This is a genomic window from Vibrio galatheae, from assembly GCF_000967545.1.
GTDB lineage: Bacteria > Pseudomonadota > Gammaproteobacteria > Enterobacterales > Vibrionaceae > Vibrio > Vibrio galatheae.
Map to the genome: position 1 here is coordinate 136,080 of NZ_JXXV01000006.1, position 18,729 is coordinate 154,808.

18 protein-coding genes are annotated in these 18,729 nt (G+C 45.8%); 17 read left to right on the forward strand and 1 reads right to left on the reverse strand.

Translation table 11 applies throughout. The features are described from left to right. Positions 1-10: 10 nt before the first annotated feature. Complete coding sequence (gene pabB / locus TW81_RS02585; protein ID WP_045954163.1) at positions 11-1,378, reverse strand: aminodeoxychorismate synthase component 1; 1,368 nt, start codon at positions 1,376-1,378, stop codon at positions 11-13. Positions 1,379-1,547: 169 nt separating this feature from the next. Here pabB and TW81_RS02590 point away from each other — a divergent pair, with 169 nt between their 5' ends. From TW81_RS02590 to TW81_RS02670, 17 genes are all read left to right on the forward strand, one after another. After that, the gene (locus tag TW81_RS02590) at positions 1,548-3,071 is read left to right on the forward strand and encodes a fumarate hydratase (RefSeq protein WP_045954164.1); all 1,524 of its coding nucleotides are present in this window, start codon (positions 1,548-1,550) and stop codon (positions 3,069-3,071) included. Between the two features lie 123 nt (positions 3,072-3,194). Then, positions 3,195-3,380: a hypothetical protein gene (locus TW81_RS02595; protein WP_045954165.1), complete on the forward strand. Its 186-nt coding sequence runs from the start codon at positions 3,195-3,197 to the stop codon at positions 3,378-3,380. Positions 3,381-3,498: 118 nt separating this feature from the next. Then, the gene (locus TW81_RS02600; protein ID WP_045954166.1) at positions 3,499-4,875 is read left to right on the forward strand and encodes a YcjX family GTP-binding protein; all 1,377 of its coding nucleotides are present in this window, start codon (positions 3,499-3,501) and stop codon (positions 4,873-4,875) included. Further along, positions 4,872-5,918 (forward strand): YcjF family protein, encoded by a 1,047-nt coding sequence (locus tag TW81_RS02605; RefSeq protein ID WP_045954167.1) that lies wholly within the window; start codon positions 4,872-4,874, stop codon positions 5,916-5,918. The genes TW81_RS02600 and TW81_RS02605 overlap by 4 nt, the downstream gene beginning before the upstream one ends. Positions 5,919-6,017: 99 nt before the next feature. Continuing rightward, on the forward strand, positions 6,018-7,562 hold the full coding sequence (gene tyrR / locus TW81_RS02610; RefSeq protein ID WP_045954168.1) for a transcriptional regulator TyrR: 1,545 nt from the start codon (positions 6,018-6,020) through the stop codon (positions 7,560-7,562). Next, positions 7,563-8,141: a ribosomal protein S5-alanine N-acetyltransferase gene (gene rimJ, locus TW81_RS02615; RefSeq protein WP_045954169.1), complete on the forward strand. Its 579-nt coding sequence runs from the start codon at positions 7,563-7,565 to the stop codon at positions 8,139-8,141. Position 8,142: 1 nt separating this feature from the next. Next, a complete protein-coding gene (locus TW81_RS02620; protein WP_045954170.1) occupies positions 8,143-8,730 on the forward strand; it encodes an HD domain-containing protein in 588 nt (195 codons plus the stop codon). A gap of 20 nt (positions 8,731-8,750) precedes the next feature. Next, entirely contained in the window at positions 8,751-9,224 is a 474-nt protein-coding gene (locus TW81_RS02625; RefSeq protein WP_045954171.1) for a DUF2947 domain-containing protein, read from the forward strand. A gap of 302 nt (positions 9,225-9,526) precedes the next feature. After that, positions 9,527-9,700: a hypothetical protein gene (locus TW81_RS19385; protein ID WP_204243973.1), complete on the forward strand. Its 174-nt coding sequence runs from the start codon at positions 9,527-9,529 to the stop codon at positions 9,698-9,700. 160 nt (positions 9,701-9,860) lie between these two features. Continuing rightward, positions 9,861-10,508, forward strand: a complete 648-nt coding sequence (locus tag TW81_RS02635) for a GTP cyclohydrolase II (protein WP_045954172.1) — start codon at positions 9,861-9,863, stop codon at positions 10,506-10,508. A gap of 168 nt (positions 10,509-10,676) precedes the next feature. Beyond that, positions 10,677-11,939 carry an imelysin family protein gene (locus TW81_RS02640; RefSeq protein WP_045954173.1) on the forward strand — a complete coding sequence of 421 codons (1,263 nt, stop codon included), beginning with the start codon at positions 10,677-10,679 and terminating at the stop codon, positions 11,937-11,939. 119 nt (positions 11,940-12,058) lie between these two features. Further along, complete coding sequence (locus tag TW81_RS02645) at positions 12,059-13,450, forward strand: di-heme oxidoreductase family protein (RefSeq protein WP_045954174.1); 1,392 nt, start codon at positions 12,059-12,061, stop codon at positions 13,448-13,450. Between the two features lie 9 nt (positions 13,451-13,459). Then, a complete protein-coding gene (locus tag TW81_RS02650; protein WP_045954175.1) occupies positions 13,460-14,491 on the forward strand; it encodes an imelysin family protein in 1,032 nt (343 codons plus the stop codon). After that, the gene (locus tag TW81_RS02655; protein WP_204243974.1) at positions 14,472-15,557 is read left to right on the forward strand and encodes a DUF1513 domain-containing protein; all 1,086 of its coding nucleotides are present in this window, start codon (positions 14,472-14,474) and stop codon (positions 15,555-15,557) included. The genes TW81_RS02650 and TW81_RS02655 overlap by 20 nt, the downstream gene beginning before the upstream one ends. 108 nt (positions 15,558-15,665) lie before the next feature. Then, positions 15,666-17,237, forward strand: coding sequence for a L,D-transpeptidase family protein (locus TW81_RS02660; protein ID WP_045954208.1), 1,572 nt, complete (start codon positions 15,666-15,668; stop codon positions 17,235-17,237). A gap of 180 nt (positions 17,238-17,417) precedes the next feature. After that, complete coding sequence (mepK, locus tag TW81_RS02665) at positions 17,418-17,960, forward strand: peptidoglycan L,D-endopeptidase MepK (RefSeq protein ID WP_045954176.1); 543 nt, start codon at positions 17,418-17,420, stop codon at positions 17,958-17,960. A 79-nt stretch (positions 17,961-18,039) separates the two neighbouring features. Next, positions 18,040-18,696 (forward strand): MBL fold metallo-hydrolase, encoded by a 657-nt coding sequence (locus TW81_RS02670; RefSeq protein ID WP_045954177.1) that lies wholly within the window; start codon positions 18,040-18,042, stop codon positions 18,694-18,696. Positions 18,697-18,729: the final 33 nt, after the last annotated feature.

The window sequence follows — 18,729 nt, forward strand, 5'->3', positions numbered from 1 at the left end:
ATCTAGCCTGTTATTGACCAAGCACTGGCAAAATGCGGCTCAGCTTATCCAACGTCTCTTGGTATTCTGAATCACATTGACTGTCTGCCACCAAGCCGCCACCAGCCCAGACGTACAAATTGCCCTGCTCAGCGACGAGAGTACGAATAGTGATGCTTGAATCCATTCGTCCGTGGCGACTGATATAACCAATACTGCCGCAATACGCGTTGCGACGGTGAGGCTCTAGCTCTTCGATTATTTCCATCGCACGGATCTTTGGTGCGCCAGTGATTGAGCCACCGGGAAAAGAGGCATTAAGTAGGTCGGCAGCAGCATACTGACTATCAAGTTGTGCGCAAATTGTGCTGACGAGGTGGTGCACGGCGGGAAAACTTTCAATATCAAACAGCTTAGGCACGTGTACTGTGCCTGGTTTTGCCACTCGGCCGATATCGTTTCTCAGCAAATCGACGATCATTAGGTTTTCAGCTTGGTCTTTTTCTGCGTTAGCAAGCTCATAAGCCGCTTGGCTGTCCGTATCTGGGTCAGCGCTACGTGGCCGTGTTCCTTTAATGGGTTTGGTCTCTACTTGATGCTCTTTGAGTTGTAAAAAACGCTCAGGAGAAACACTCAGTATTGCGCCATGTTCCGTGCGGATAAACGCAGAAAATGGTCCTTGATTGACGTGTTCAAGTTTTTGATACGCTTGCCATTCACTGCCTTGATAAGGAGCACAAAAGCGCTGAGCCAAGTTGATTTGATAACAGTCACCAGAACGTAAGTATTCTTGAACGCGCTTAAATTTCTCCGCGTAGCTTGCCTTCGTCATATTCGACTGCCACCTACCAGAGAGTGCAAACGCTTGAGGGGAGCCAACTTGTTGTGAACAAAGCCAATCCCATTTTTCATCGATGCTTACCCCAACTACAAAGGCTGATTTTTCTTGATGATCGACGACCATTGCCCAATCATAAACGCCAACTGCCATGTCGGGGGTCTGCAGGTCATGTTCGGCGATGGATGGGATTCGTTCAACTCGCCGCCCTAAATCGTAAGCAAAGTAACCTAGTGCGCCGCCAATAAATGGCAGCTCGCCTTCATAATCCAACTCAGGTAACCGTTGCTGTTGAATTCTTTTGACCAACTCAAAAGGATTCTCGGTCGAAGATGTTCTCCCTTCGCTTGTCACAATGTCACTCTTGGTGCCAAATGTGGTGATCGTCGCAATTGGCTCCGCTACTAAAATATCAAATCGGCTATCAATATGAGTCCGTGAAGGAGAACGAAGCAACATCGCCCACGGCAGGTGTTGAATGCGTGAAAAGTATTGAGTCGCAAGGTCAGACTGATAAGGAATCGGTTTGATTTCTAAGTGGTTTAGAGTGATGTTATTCATTTGTTTAATTTGTGACAAAGAGATCGTTGATTACGTGGCGTGTTGAGGAAAGCAAGAGTATCATAATGACCACAAAAGTCGCTACATCAGTGTTTTGCAAACATGACATCCAGATGCAAACGCTTGTGTGCGACTCAAAAAAGGAAGCATAAATATAACGAGGCATGCAATGACCGTAATTCGCCAACAGGACGTGATCAGCAGTGTTGCTGACGCGCTTCAGTACATTTCTTATTACCATCCATTAGACTTTGTCCAAGCCCTAGAAAAAGCTTATAACCGTGAAGAGAGCCAAGCGGCAAAAGATGCCATTGCTCAGATCCTAATTAACTCGCGTATGTCAGCAGAAGGTCATCGTCCAATCTGTCAGGACACTGGCATCGTGACCTGTTTTGTCAATATCGGTATGGGTGTGCAATGGGACTCTACTGAACTGACTGTCCAACAAATGGTTGATGAAGGTGTTCGCCAAGCTTACACCAATCCAGACAACCCGCTGCGCGCATCCGTGCTTATGGATCCTGCAGGCAAACGAATCAATACCAAAGATAACACGCCTGCTGTAGTGCACATCAACATGGTGCCGGGTGATAAGGTCGAGATTCAAATCGCAGCGAAAGGCGGCGGCTCAGAAAACAAGACGAAAATGGTGATGCTAAACCCATCAGACGATATCGCAGAGTGGGTCGAGAAGACATTACCAACAATGGGTGCAGGTTGGTGTCCACCGGGTATGCTCGGCATAGGTATTGGCGGTACAGCAGAAAAGGCGGCAGTACTGGCAAAAGAATCTTTGATGGAACATATCGACATTCAAGAGCTGATTGATCGTGGCCCACAAAATGCGGAAGAAGAGCTTCGTCTCGACATTTTCAATCGTGTCAATAAGTTAGGCATTGGTGCGCAAGGTCTAGGTGGTTTAACGACGGTTGTTGACGTGAAGATTAAAACCGCGCCAACGCACGCGGCGTCTAAACCGGTATGTTTGATCCCTAACTGCGCGGCAACACGCCATGTTCATTTCACGCTAGATGGCAGCGGCCCGGCGGATCTTACGCCACCTAAGCTTGAAGAATGGCCGGATATCACGTGGGAAGCGGGCGCAAATACTCGTCGTGTCAATTTAGATGAAGTGACCCAAGCCGATGTTGAGCAGTGGAAGACAGGTGAAACTGTGCTGCTATCCGGTAAGATTCTGACTGGCCGTGATGCGGCGCATAAGCGTATTCAAACTATGCTGCAAAACGACGAAGGTTTACCTGCTGGCGTCGACTTTAAAGGCAAGTTTATCTACTACGTTGGCCCAGTTGATGCGGTTGGTGATGAAGCGGTTGGTCCTGCTGGCCCAACAACCTCAACTCGTATGGATAAATTTACCGATATGATGTTGGAAGAAACGGGGATCATGGGCATGATCGGCAAAGCAGAACGTGGTCCTGCAACGGTTGAATCAATCAAGAAACATAAAGCCGTTTACTTGATGGCAGTAGGTGGTGCGGCTTATTTGGTTGCTAAGGCAATTAAGAAAGCTCGTGTGGTTGCATTTGAAGATCTCGGTATGGAAGCGATCTACGAGTTTGAAGTAGAAGACATGCCAGTCACTGTGGCGGTCGACTCAAATGGCGCTAACGCTCACCAAATTGGCCCAGATACTTGGAAAGTTAAAATCCAAGAAATGGAACAACAAGCCTAACAAAGAGCGACTAAGTTTGTGAGAAATCACTAATTTAATCTCTGAACATTTGACAAAGGTGGAGCAAACACTGCACCTTTTGTTGAACTGTTTAGAGCCAGAACACTAACCACAGGAGTTTACATGCCACGTTTCATTCAAATCTTGCAGATAATCATTGCCGTGGTTGTTGGTGCGTTTGTCGGGTACGACCTGATTTTACATGGCATCAGCATCTTCGATGTTAAGTATGTCACTATCACCTGTGTATTGTTTGTATTGCTCGAAATCGCCTTGTTTGTTATCTACAAATTGATCGAAGACGACTAACTTGCGCTTGTTACTTGCTAGACTAAGCCTCTGATTTTTATCAGGGGCTTTTTTATTCATCTAGGATTAAGATTAGACGCGTTACGATAGGCCCGACAGCAGATAGAAGAGTGTATTAATGAAGCAAATTAGCCAAGACGTAAATGATTTACTTAGTCGAACCATGGACTCACACGTGCGTATTGCCGTCACGGGATTGTCGAGAGCGGGCAAAACAGCCTTTATTAGTTCGCTAGTGAATCAACTTTTGCATACTTCAACTCACGAGAATTTACCGCTGTTTGCTGCTGCACGCGACAAAAGACTGATTGGTGCCAAACGCGAGCCACAAACTAACATGCTGGTACCGCGTTTTGCCTACGATGAAGCAATGCAACATATCCATGCGAACCCGCCAATGTGGCCTGAACCGACTCGTGACGTCAGTGAAATCAGGTTAGCGTTAAAGTATCGCCCGCAGAAGAAAACCAAGAAGTTGTTTAGTGCGACATCGACACTGCACATTGACATTATTGACTATCCCGGTGAGTGGCTGTTGGATTTGCCGTTGCTCGATATGGACTTTGCACAATGGTCGCAAAGCCAGTTCTCCGCCTTAAAAGGTCAGCGCCAGCAACTTGCTCAACAATGGCTAGACAAACTTGAAGGTTTTGATTTACTGGGCGAGTTAGACGAAAATGCGCTGGCAGAAATGGCCCATCTTTATACGCAGTTTCTCCACAGTTGCAAAGAGAATGGCTTGCATTGGGTACAACCTGGGCGATTTGTGTTACCGGGCGATCTAGACGGAGCACCAGTATTGCAATTCTTCCCTTGTCGATTCGACGATCAGGAGAAAATTGGCAAAGGCTCCAACTTGGCGATGCTTAAAGCGCGCTATCAGGAATATCAACAGAAAGTGGTGAAAGCCTTTTACAAACATCACTTTTCAACCTTTGATCGCCAAATCGTGCTGGTGGATTGTTTGCAGCCCTTGAATGCAGGTTACGATTCGTTTCACGATATGCGTCATGCCCTAGAGCAGATAATGCATAGTTTCCGCTATGGCAGAAGTAATCTGCTTAAACGTCTGTTTGCGCCCAGAATCGACAAAATTTTATTTGCGGCGACAAAAGCGGATCACGTCACACCAGAGCAACACACGAATCTGGTTTCTTTACTGCAGCAGATGGTTCATCCAGCATGGCAAACCGCTTCGTATGAAAATATCGAAATGAACTGTATGACGATGGCATCGATACAGGCCACACAGGCAGGATTTATTACCCAAGGTGAGCAAACTTACCCTGCAATTCAGGGAGTCACATTAAATGATGGTTCCCAAACCGTATTTCCGGGCGAAGTGCCGAAGAAATTGCCAGCCGAAGAATATTGGCATCATCAAGGATTTGAGTTTACGGCTTTCAGACCTCAACAAGGCTCAGCGGATGATCCACTGCCTCACATCAGAATGGATAAAGCGCTCGAATACCTAATCGGAGACAAGCTGAAATGACAAGTAAAGATGCCCCCCAGTTTAAGCAAAAGCAGGTATTCAATGATGGGTTTGAAACTCAACCAACGCAGCAACCTGATCTCACGCTACAAAAACATTTTACCGCCGAAGAAACCTTCGTCCCAGTTAGTACGCCTGACCTTGAAGGTGAAACACAAATTGAAGCGCAGTTAGAGCTGGTCATTCGGCCTAAAAAACGCTCTAGATGGCTAGCGACTGGACTGATAGCGACATTTTCAGCGTTGGTAGGTTGGCAGGCGATCGACAGTGTTGTGATGGCTATTCAGTCAGCAGACTGGCTTGCGCTTGGCTGGTCGGGCTTTATTGTCAGCGTGTCGCTATTAGGTGTCGCGGGTATCACCAAGGAACTGTTAAAACTGCGTCGGTTACGTAGTCACTTTAGTATTCAAGAGCAAAGTGAAGCACTGCTTAGAGCAGACAGCATTGGTCAAGGAAAGGCATTTTGTGAGGCGGTGGCGAAGCAATCGGAGATTCAATGTGAGTCACCGAGTTACGATCGCTGGGTAAACAGTATTAATGCGTCACACAGCGATGCAGAAATCTTAGACATGTACGATGCCATGGTTGTCGCCGAGCAAGACAAATTGGCGACAAAAATTGTCTCTCAGCATGCGACCGAGTCAGCGGCTTTGGTGGCAATCAGCCCACTAGCTATTGCCGATATGATGCTTGTCGCTTGGCGTAATTTTAAGATGATCGACAACCTTGCTGATGTTTATGGTATTGAGTTGGGGTACTGGTCGCGACTGACGTTGTTTAAAGCAACGTTAGTCAATATGGCAGCGGCAGGTGCCAGTGAGATGGCTGTGGATGCCAGTATGGATCTAATGTCCATGGACTTAGCTGGCAAGGTTTCCGCACGTGCAGGTCAGGGGCTCGGCGTTGGTATTCTCACCGCGAGACTTGGCCTGAAAGCGATGGCACTGCTGCGTCCTATCCCGTGGCATAAACAGAGACAAGTAAAGCTAGCCTCGATACGCAAGCAGATTGTCGAAAAAGTCGCCGCAATAACATTCAAATAGTGTGAATGTGAAGCAAGTAATATCTGTTTGCTTGACGAGGATCTAGGCTTAAGGGAAACTACTGTCAACTTTTCGTGACACCTATTTAGGAACTTATCCGTGCGCCTAGAAGTTTTCTGTGAAGACAGACTTGGTCTGACTCGTGAATTGCTCGATATCCTTGCTTCGAAAAACTTGGATCTTCGAGGTATCGAAATCGATATTTCAGGGATTATTTACTTAAACTGCCCAGATATCGACTTTGATACCTTTAGTGAACTGATGGCAGAGATACGTCGTATCTCGGGCGTAAAAGATGTTCGTAAGATACAGTTTATGCCGATTGAACGTCACAACAACGAACTTATCTCACTGCTTAACAATCTACCAGAACCTGTGCTGGCGATTGATCTCAAAGGTCATGTCGATATGGCCAATCACGCCGCGCTATCGTTGTTTGGTTGTGAAGAAAGCGAAATGATCGGTCATCAAATATCGACACTACTGCCAAGTTTCAATTTTGCCAAATGGGTGGAGGGCAAAATTACTCGTCAACGAGAAGACATCGTCATCAGTGGGCTCGATTACATGATGGAAATCATGCCCGTTTACATCTCCGATGAATCCAACGAATCTGTCTTGGCAAGTACGGTGATGATCATTCGCTCTGCGCAAGAGACACCTCTGTTTGATGATTCCTTACCCTTGCACAATAACCTAGGTTTTGAGCACTTTGTCGGTGTCTCCAATCGACATAAAGCGTTAATCAGTCAGGCGAAAAAACTATCAATGCTTGACCAACCGCTGTTGATTCAAGGTGAAACGGGAACCGGAAAAGAGATGTTAGCCCGCGCTTGTCACAATCGCTCACACCGTGCTGCTCATCCGTTTTTAGTCTTAAGCTGTGCCTCTATGCCGGATGGCGTCGCAGAAACGGAGCTGTTTGGCCATGCACCAGGGTCGTTTAACCACGAGCAAGGTCACAAAGGGATATTCGAACAGGCGAACGGCGGTACGGTTTTTCTCGACGAAATTGGTGAAATGAGTCCACATCTGCAAATTAAATTGCTGCGTTTGTTGCAAGATGGCACCTTCCGCCGCGTCGGGGAAGAGGATGAAATTCATGTCGATGTCCGTGTGATTGCTTCGACAAGGCACCAATTGGCAGACTTAGCTGAGTCGGGATCATTTCGTGAAGATCTGTTCTATCGCCTAAACGTGTTGACGTTGCAGATCCCACCGTTAAGAGAACGCTCCAATGACATCGCGCCATTGCTTGAACTGTTTGTCGCCAAATATGTTAAGCAACTCGGTATTTCTAAACCGGTAATTGATGAGTCTCTGGTTGATCAATTGGTGAGTTATCAATGGCCGGGCAATATGCGCCAACTAGAGAACATGGTGCTGCGTGCGTTGACTGAATTGGAGTCTGATACACTGACCGCCGATTTATTCCATCTGCCACAGTTGGAAAGCTCGCATGCCAATACGCCAACGATCAATCTGGATGGCTCACTAGATGAGATCATGAAAGAGTATGAATCTCAGGTTCTAGAGCGTCTTTATCAGTCATTCCCTTCAAGCCGTAAACTAGCTAAGCGCCTAAACGTCTCCCACACCTCAGTGGCGAACAAACTGCGTGAATATGGTATTAGAAAAAACTAGATGGAAAGAATTACGACACCCACCTCAGTTTATGAGGTGGACAACGACATCATTGTTCGTACCGCTGAGCCGACTGACGCCCATTTGATTACCGAGTATTTCATTGCCAATCGGCAACATCTACGCGAATGGGAGCCTAAACGCGAAGACGGTTTTTTTACTCTGTCTGGTTGGACGCAAAAACTCATTAAGCTCAACGAATTACATAAAATGGGACTTGGCTATTACTTGTTGGTTATCGATAAAGAAACCAATCAGATGTTGGGTACTATTTCGTTTAGCAACATTTCACGCTTTCCTTTCCATGCTTGCAATGTAGGTTACTCGCTGGCAGAAAGTGCCCAAGGGAGGGGAGCGATGACGCGTGCATTGAAACTGGCCGTGAACTATATGTTTAAAGTGCAGAACCTTCATCGTGTGATGGCGAGCTATATGCCGCGTAATCATCGTAGTGAAGCCGTGCTGCAGCGCGTTGGTTTTATTAAAGAAGGGTTTGCCAAAGACTATTTGTTGATTAACGGAAAATGGGAAGACCATAATTTGACATCGCTCGTTAACCCCAACTGGAAGGAGGCCTAACTTGCAAAGACTTGAGAAACAATTGGCCCTTTTGATGGAGTTGGACCAACTTAAATCTGTGTTACGCCGCACGCGGGTAAAAAGCGCCCAGGGCCGTTTAGAAAACAGCGCTGAGCATAGTTGGCACGTGGCGCTCATGGCGATATTGATGGAAGAGCATGCTAACCAGCCCGTCGATATAGCACGTGTGGTGAAAATGCTTTTGATCCATGACATTGTGGAAATTGATGCGGGCGACACCTTTGTTTATGATGTGGCGGCTTCTGCTGAACAAGAGCAGAAAGAGCGGGCTGCGGCCGAGCGTCTTTTTGGCATGTTGCCAATCGAGCAAGGGCAGCAACTTCTGGAATTGTGGTTAGAATTTGAATCAGCACAGTCTAGCGATGCCAAATTTTCCAAAGCATTAGACCGAATTATTCCCATGTTACGTAACTATCATAATCAAGGTCAGAGCTGGCTAGAGCATGGAGTTACTCGTCAACAAGCACTGACCGTGAACCAAAAAATCGAGTACGGCTCACAAGCATTGTGGGACAAAGCTAAACAAATCATCGAAGACGCCACGAAAAATGGTTGGCTGAAAGCGTAAGTGCTTCAAGAGGAAATTTAATGTCATACCTTACTTTGGATGAATACCAAAGAAAATGGATTTTCACCCATCAGTCTATGCCAGTACCTGAACAGGATTTAGAAGCGATAAAACCAATGACGCAAGCGCGTGCCTCTCAGTTATGGAAAGAGAACATCAGTGCACAAAGCCCTGACGCGGAACGATTAAGTTCGAGTGACTGGCCAATGAAAGAATCAAACTGGCAACAGAGTGTCGACTGGATGGCTGCCTGGGAAGCCGATGAAGACGCTTTACCGCCAGAGGTCGCCGAATTTATTGATTGGCAAGATGATGTCACCGTTTACTTCTGTTATGAAAAGTACAATGTGATTGAGACCAAATGGTCGGTATTTAAAAAGCATTGGAAAAATTTCTTATTTTACGACGATGGACCAATTCTCATTGGCCGCCGTCGAAAAGAGGCCTTGTGGTTTGATACCCAAGGAACGGTTAAGTTGGGTTTCAGAAACTAATCAGAGCAGCAATTGCTGCTCTTTTTCGTTCTTTAGATCGAGCATTTTCTCGCGGCTTGAGCTAGTCCAAACTGTTTAGATTGTTAAGGCTATAGCCGCGACTATTTAGGGTGGATAAAAGATCATTTTGATCAAACTAATATCAAGAAAAGTAAAGACTTAAACTGTATAAATAATGTGACTTACTCCGCATTTTGTTGTCTATTCTTTGCGGCAATTATGTCATTTGGTATCATTATTTAGACAAGTGCATCTAATGACTCATTTTTATACAAATATCACTAGATTCTTAGGGAAAAGCAGTGGCCTTGAATATTACTCAATTACGAGAAGATTTTTACGCGCATATTCGTGCCATACAGGCGTGCGCGCTTCCTCAAACAAAGCCAACTTTATCTCTTTTAACCGACGAAGAGTTGAGAGAGTTAGAAGCTTGTTGGATTGCATTGTCGGTATGGAAAAACCAGCAAGACTAGATCTGATTTTAATTTTGTCTTGATTGAGTAAACCTCACAACGTCTGTTGGTGAGGTTTTTTATTGTCTTGAGGAGAAAATGTTATATTATAACAAATGTGATCTAATCATTGAAAAGATAGGTAACAATCCCCATAGTTAACATCAGGCGGAGCATTTGCATGAATGCAGCGACAGAAATAGTAAAGACACAGATTCAAGCGAGTAAAAATATGGCGGAAGTAAGAGCCAGAGTTGACTTCAAAGTCGGTGCGAAAAGTAGTATTGATGCCGAACTACTTTCATTTCGTGGATTGAAGACAGATAAAGAGCATGTAGCCGTCATTTTTAAACAGGCGGATAAAACACAAGCAACCCCCCTTGTCCGTATGCATTCAGAATGTCTCACAGGTGATGTGTTCCATTCATCACGCTGTGACTGTGGTGAACAGCTAGAAGAAACGATTAATCGCATGGCTGAAGCGGGTGGGATTATTCTTTATCTACGTCAAGAAGGTCGTGGGATTGGGCTGTATAACAAAATTGATGCCTACAAATTACAAAGTGAAGGGTTAAACACATACGAAGCTAACAATCACTTAGGTTTTGGCGATGATCTGCGTGATTTCACAGAAGCCGCTCAGATGCTCCAAGCACTAGGTGCAAACAAAATTCGCCTTGTGACCAACAATCCGAAAAAGATCCGTGAGCTTAAAGAGCACGGTATTGAGATCGAAGAGGTTGTCAATACGCTTGCTCATGTGAAAGATGGCAACGAAAACTACCTCAAAGCCAAAATCTCGCACGGAAAGCATAATCTCGATCTCTAAGCCTTTGAGATTGCAGCGTTGATAAAAGCCTCACTTTTGTGAGGTTTTTTTGTTTACTGCTTGCAAAAAAATTGTAAGTTTGTATTATTCGCAATTATTGGTGCAAATGATAATAATTAGCACTAGCAATAAAGAATGATTATTAAGCTCAACAAGGATGCTTTCTCGATGAATGTAAAAACTCTATTAGCTCAATCTGTCGCAGCTTCTCTACTTATTGCAAGTAGTTCTGCTTTCGCCGCAAACGTAACTAAAGAACAGGTCGTTGAGCATTATGCTGATGTCGCTCACGCTGTATTTTCCGACTCGCTCACAACGGCAAAGGCACTTGATCAATCTGTTGCTGCTTTCCTTGCTAACCCAACGGCTGCGAAATTTGAGCAAGTGAAACAAGTTTGGCTTTCGTCGCGCGTTCCTTATCAACAATCTGAAGTTTTCCGTTTCGGCAACGCTGTCGTTGACGATTGGGAAGGTCAACTAAACGCATGGCCACTAGATGAAGGACTAATCGATTATGTTGCGTCCGATTACCAATATGAGTTGGGTAATGAAGGCGCAGCCGCAAACATCGTTGCAAACAAAGAGCTGACCATTGGCGCATCAAAAGTGGATGTCTCTAAAATTACACCTGAGTTAATCGCGGATCTCAATGAAGTGGGTGGCTCAGAAGCCAACGTCGCCTCAGGTTACCATGCGATTGAGTTCCTGCTATGGGGGCAAGATCTGAATGGTACTAACGCTGGTGCTGGTCAACGTGCCTACACTGACTTCGTTGTTGGTGCAGAATGTACTAATAATAACTGTGACCGTCGCGGCGAATACCTTAAAGCAGCAGCTGAGCTGTTGGTTCAAGATCTTGAGTGGATGGAAAAGCAGTGGTCAGCTGATGTGAAAGGCAACTATCGTGAAGAACTTCTAGCTGATTCAGCAGATAACGGCTTACGTAAGATGTTGTTTGGAATGGGTTCTCTTTCACTTGGCGAGCTAGCGGGTGAGCGTATGAAAGTGGCACTAGAAGCCAACTCAACGGAAGATGAGCACGACTGTTTCTCAGACAACACGCACAACTCGCATTACTACAACGAACAAGGTATTTACAACGTATATACGGGTATCTACAAACGTGAAGATGGCACCCTGTTGTCTGGTCCAAGCATCAATGATCTTGTGGCCCAGAAAGATAAGCAAGCGTCACAGGAAATCCAAAAGCAGTTTGATGTAACTCGCGCCCAAGTGGGTCAGTTGGTTACTTCAGCAGAGAAGAAAGGTCAACATTTCGATCAATTAATCGCAGCAGGCAACACTCAAGGTAACGCCTTGGTTAATGAAACGATCATGTCGCTCGTTGCTCAGACAACTCAGATTGAGCGTGCAGCCAAGATTGTCGGTATTAGCAGCCTGAATCCAGATACTGCTGACCACGAGTTTTGATCGCAAGCTTTAGATACTACAAGGGCTCAGTAGAGCCCTTTTGCCGTTTTTAATGATAGATATTTGAGAATAATTCCCATTTTTATTTTTCGGGTTATTTATCTATTGAGAGTCCTCGTATGAAGTTGTACACGAAAAGTGTCTTTGCCAGTCTTCTCATGTTCAGTACTTGCACTGCATTTGGCTATGACGTTACGTCTGGCGGCGATACGTCAGTCAATAAACAAGGTGCAAACGCTTATTCTTTACCTGCTGGCAACCTACCAATGTCTAAACGTTTAGATTTCAGTGTAGGTAACAGTTTCTTTCGCAATCCATGGGTACAAGCACCAGCCACCACAGAAGCCCGAGATGGGCTAGGGCCGCTATTTAACACCAATGGCTGTCAGAACTGCCACATCAAGGATGGGAGAGGTCATCCTCCTGAAGCGAATGATCAACATGCTGTCTCAATGCTTGTGCGTTTAAGTATTCCTGCTATGACGGCAGAGCAAAAGAAAGCCTACATTAAAGACGGAGTGATCCCTGAACCCACGTATGGTGGACAGTTGCAAGATTTTGCTCTGGCGAATCAAGTCCCTGAAGGCACAATTAACATCACCTATTCTGATGTGCCCATAACGTTTGCTGATGGTAGCGTTGTGATGTTACGTAAACCAAACCTGTCAATCACCAACCTTGGTTATGGAGCGATGCACCCAGATACGCAAATGTCTGCCCGTGTTGCGCCACCTATGATTGGCTTGGGACTACTGGAAAGTATTCCGGATGAGACACTTTACGCGTGGGCCAAAGAACAAAAACAAAACGATGGCGTGATTTCTGGCAAGGTCAATGTCGTGTGGGATGTACTCGCCAACGACTTTGCGGTAGGACGTTTTGGCTGGAAAGCGGGGCAACCTAATCTTATGCAGCAAAATGCCGCCGCCTTTAATGGTGATGTCGGTTTGACTAGCAACTTATTCCCCAATGAAAACTGCACTTCGAAACAATCGATTTGTGAACAGCTACCCAATGGCGGTTCACCTGAAGTCAGCGACAACATTCTCGACTTTGTAGAATTTTATTCTCAGCATTTAGCTGTGCCTATCCGTCGCAATGTTGATGATCCACAAGTACAATTGGGGCAAAAGTTATTTGCTAATACAGGCTGCGAGAGCTGTCACAAAACCACGGTTAAAACCGGTTTGCGTGAAAACTTGCCAGCTTTATCAAACCAGATAATTCACCCGTATACCGATTTGTTGCTCCATGATATGGGTGCAGGTCTTGCAGACAATCGACCTGAATACCTAGCCAATGGTCAGGAGTGGCGCACACCACCACTGTGGGGGATTGGTTACACTAAAGAGGTCAATGGTCACACTTACTTCTTACACGATGGGCGTGCTCGTAACCTGATGGAAGCTGTGCTTTGGCATGGAGGAGAGGCAGAGACGGCGAAACAGAAAGTGTTGCAGTTTAACCACAAAGAAAGAGAGGCGTTAATCGCGTTCTTGAACTCGTTATAGGATTCAACGATGAAACATAAAAGTATCGCGTTAGGTGCAGCCATTGCCATGACGATGATCGGTTGTCAAACGACTCAAACTGGTGCCGTAGAGCCTCAAAATACGAGTCACGTTAGCCAAAGTGTCTACGAAGTAGAGTTTTTATCTGCGCAAGCGTTTAAACATCAATCTACCCAGTTGTCACAGGCAATGTCGGCGTACTGCGCATCGACCACGGAGTTGGAGGCCCTAAAAGGACAATGGCATCAAACGATGCTGGCTTGGATGGCTCTACAAGGCCAAGAGCGAGGGCCCGAGCAAGCGTTAGCTCAGAGCTGGAATATTCAGTTTTGGCCCGACAAAAAGAACACGACGGGTCGTAAAATGGGCGGTTTGGTGAAGCAAAAACACGCTTTGACCCAGTCTGAAATTGCGATGCAAAGCGTGACGGTACAAGGTTTGGGAGCGATTGAATGGTTGCTGTTCGACACTACGTCCAACTTAGCACCAAGTTCAACCACTTGTATCACTGCTCAAGCCATCACAGCAAACATAGAACTCAATGCGGCAAAAATTGCCGAGGCATGGAGCGAGAACCCTTGGACTGCATTGGATCAAAAACAGTGGCAATCTGAATACATCGCGCTGCTTTCTAATCAGCTCGAATACAGTATGAAAAAGATGAGTCGTCCACTGGCGGCGTTTGGTAAGCCGCGGCCTTATTTTGCCGAGTCATGGCGCTCTGAAACCTCGATGCAGAACTTAAAAGCGAATATTGAAGCAATGCAAACGCTCTATTTTGCCAACGGCTTAGGTATTGATGCTGCGCTGCGTGAAAAAGGGAAGGTGGCATTGGCTGACAGTATTGCTAACCAGTTTGCGATGACCATCGAAACTTGGCCAAACAATGAGAGTTTGTTTGATTTGTTGCAAACCAAGAAGGGCTACCAAAACGTTTATGCTCAATACAATAAGCTTGAGCAGCTAAAGTACCTGATTCATGAAGAAGTCGCTATCGAGCTTGGCGTCGTCATAGGGTTTAATGCAACTGATGGTGACTGATAATACAAGACGTTCACTACTTAAAGCCGCTCTTATTGGGGCGGCGTATCCGTTGGCTGGCTGTGTATCAACGTCATCACAACCTGCTAAGCCAACGCTTATTGGCTGCTCTATTTCGGGGCGAAACCGTTTTAACGCTGTGGTTGCAGACAAAAATGGTATGCCTATCCGCCAAGTGCAACTACCTGATCGTGGCCATGGCGTCGCCTCGAATGCGGCAATCGGTCATGGCGTTGCTTTTGCCCGCCGCCCGGGAACCTTTTTCCAAGTATTTGACTATCACAGTGGTGAATCGCTTAAATTAAGAGCCGCTGATAGCAACCGACATTACTATGGACACGGTGTCTATTCTAATGACGGCAAATGGCTCTATGCGACAGAAGGAGAGCGGGGGACCAGTCGCGGGATTATTGGTGTCTATGATGTCACTGCGAATTATGAAAAAGTGGCAGAATTTACCGGGTTTGGCTTAGGGCCCCATGAAGTGATCGTTATGCCTGATGATTCGTTGGTCGTGGGTGTAGGTGGCGTTCATACCAATGGTAGAGCACCGCTAAATTTAGAGTCAATGACACCAAGCTTGAGCTACCTTGACCACAATGGTGAGCTTGTTGAGCAAGTGGGGCTTGACGATCACAAGTTAAGTATTCGTCATTTGGCACATGATGGCTCGAACACGGTTTTATGTGGTCAGCAGTACCGTGGAGAGCCAGATGAGTATCCCGCGCTGCTTGCTATGCATACTCTTGGTGGCAAACTCACCCCCCTCCAAGCAGAGCCAGAGCAGTGGGCACGTTTTAATCACTACATTGCCAGTATTGCTGCGACGGAAGATTGGATCCTCGCGACATCACCGCGTGGTAACTGCTATGGCATTTGGTCTAAACACAACCAAAAACTGGTCGAGCTCTCTCCTTTACCTGATGCGTCAGGCGTTGTTGTCCAAGGGCAAGAATTCAAAGTCAGTTCCGGGGCGGGTGGTGTTGTTAGCCAGTTAGAACCAGGAGAGAAGCAGGTCCTACAATCTGGTGTTCAATGGGACAATCACTGGTCCGTCATCGGTTAATCTTTTCACCCGCAATGGAGCAAGCCGCAAAAGTTTAAACAACAAGTCATACTCTTGTTCTATAACTCTGCCATACTTACCGTTAGGAGTATGGCAGGGGATGAAACAATGGGAAAATGGACTTGTTGGTTGTTGGTGCTTTGCTTAACGCCCACAACGAGTTTTGCGACACAATTTTTTAACGAAATAGGTTGGTTTGAACCCGACAGTCAACTGCATCGCTTGCTGCAATATCCAGCAGTGGTAGAGGACATATATCGCAATAACAATTCTCAGATGATCTGGTTTGATCTCCAGCAAAGTAGCAAACTCGAGTTTCAACTTGAGTTAATCCACCACGCCAGTTTTAGTCCGCTGTTTTCACGTCAATTAAACTACTTGCAGTTTTATCGTAAAAGCAATCGATGGTATGAGTATGACGTGTTAGCAACCGATACCTTGCTTCTCTACCTTAGTTACGCGGAAAATGCCAAAACCGAGGGAAATGAGTGGTTCTTTGATGGTAAGATGAACGAATCGCTGCCCATCCCTCCTAACAGTGCCTTGATTGCGACTCATCGTGCCATCTCTCAGCAAGCATTAGGGGATCTTATTGAGCGTTATACGCCCGACTCCTCAGGCTATCAATCGCTCGTCGATACCTATTTGCATCTGGTGAAGTTTCAGAAACTGGAGACCCCTCTTTACACCCAAGAAGGGATAAAAAAGGCCGGCGATAAACTTGCCAACAGAGAGGTATTATTACACAGACTCGAAGTGGTTGATGTTGACCTGCTTAATGTTAGGAAAGATGTCACCTGGTTTGATAATACGCTCGAAAGTGCCGTTAAACAGTTTCAGCGGCTTCATGGCCTCAAAGAAGATGGCATTATCGGCCCCGATACCATCAAGTGGTTAAATTTAGCGATAGAGAAGCGATTGTCGATATTAGCAATCAATGCTGAACGAATCCGTTACTGGCCTGTTCAGCGTGATACCATTATTGTTGTCAATGTGCCGAGTTTTGAAATGAAGTATTGGGCGCGCGGCCAGCAACTGTTTGCGTCTAAGGTTGTCGTGGGCAGAAAGGCACGCCCAACGCCTGTGATGACGACCAAATTAGACTCGCTTATCCTTAACCCGACGTGGAATGTACCGTGGAAAATCATGGTTGAAGACATCATTCCGAAGGTGAAAGAGGATGTGAACTACCTCGCTACACACAATATTAAGATCATCCCTAAGTGGGGCTCTCAAGACATTATTAGCCCAGCAGAGATTGATTGGAAAAATCTGAAACCCAGTGCGTTTCCCTATCGAATGACTCAACTATCAGGTAACGCCAATGCGCTAGGTTTGTATAAATTTAACACGCCCAACCGAAGGGCCATTTATCTCCACGATACACCAAGTAAAGGGCTATTTGACGAAACACAAAGAGCATTTAGCTCAGGCTGTATTCGAGTCGAAAACGCCGATCGTTTTGCGGTGACTTTACTTGAATCGCAAGGTTTAACCTTTGAACAAGATACCTCCGTCGAGACAAAACAGAGTGCTGAGCCTGTCGCCAATCAATCGATCCCGTTAAAAAACCGGATTCCTGTCCATATCATTTATCAGACGGCTTGGTATGAGGAAGGAAATGTCCACTATCGGGAAGATATTTACCGCTTAGATAGATTTCGTTACACAAAGGGATAAAATTGACCCATTCTTTACTTTGACATTAAAAATTAATTTTTATGAGTGGCTTCAATAGGTAATAAACAAAGTCGCTGCATTGTGCCTCTTTGAGCATGTTTTATGCATTTGCACTTCACAACAGAGTCCGGTAGTGTCGCCGTTTGACACGTTTTGAGCAACATGTGAAGGTAATTTAAAGTGGCATTATCCCGACGAGACTTTATTAAGCTGGCCGGAAGTGGTTTGGTAGTAGCGAGCTGTGCACCAAGTATGGTGTGGGCATCTTATCCAGATCAACCTCGTTCATTAGCATTAACAAATTTACACACCAGTGAAGCACTTGAAACGTGTTACTTCGATGGTAATAACTACGTCAACAAAGAACTCAATCGTCTTAACCACTTGTGCCGAGACTTTAGGCGCAATGAAGTTCATGCGATGGACAAGCGATTGTTTGACCATATCAGTTTGATTCAAAAAGAGTTAGGGGTTGAAGCTGAGGTACAGATCATCTCAGGTTATCGTTCTCCAGCAACAAATGAAGCCCTACGTAGACAATCAAGTGGTGTCGCTAAGAAAAGTTATCACATGCTGGGACAAGCGATTGACTTTCGCCTTGATGGCGTAAGCCTTGAGAGAGTGCGCAATGCTGCCCGCGAACTTCAAGTTGGTGGTGTTGGCTACTATCCAAGAAGTAACTTTGTCCATATTGACACTGGCCCTGTGCGCTACTGGGCATGATGGTATTACGCATCTGGTTGTCAAAATGGCGCGCAAGTGTCATAGTTCAGCCAGTTTAGATAGTTATCAAGGTTAAGCTATGTCACTCAAGTACCAAGTCGTCCCTGTTACTTCCTTTTCCCAGAACTGTTCTATCGTTTGGTGTGATGAAACCATGGAAGCCATCGTTGTCGACCCAGGCGGTGATGTAAAGCAGTTAGCGATGCTAATCAAGGATCTAGGCGTAAAGGTGGTGAACCTAGTATTGACTCACGGTCACCTTGACCATGTCGGTGGAACTGAGCCTCTTGCCCGTGAGTTGGGTGGCGTAAACATCATTGGGCCGCATAAAGACGATAATTTTTGGTTGCAAGGGCTAGAAAATCAAAGTCAGATGTTCGGCTTTCCGCTAACAAAGGCACTCGAACCTGATCAGTGGCTTAATGATGGCGATACCATCAAATTCGGTCACCAAGTCTTGAACGTGATTCATACACCAGGCCATACTCCAGGCCACGTAGTGCTATTCAGCGAAGAGGCAAAATTGGCGTTTGTCGGCGACGTGCTCTTCAATGGCTCAATCGGTCGTACTGACTTTCCGAAAGGTGATTTTGATACCTTGATTGCATCAATTAAAGGCAAGTTATGGCCGTTAGGCAACGATGTTCGATTTGTTCCCGGTCATGGCCCTGAATCAACATTTGGTAGAGAGCGCGCGTCAAACCCGTTTGTTGCAGATGAAATGCCACTGTATTAACCACCTAATTTGATTTACTCAAGGTCGCGCTAG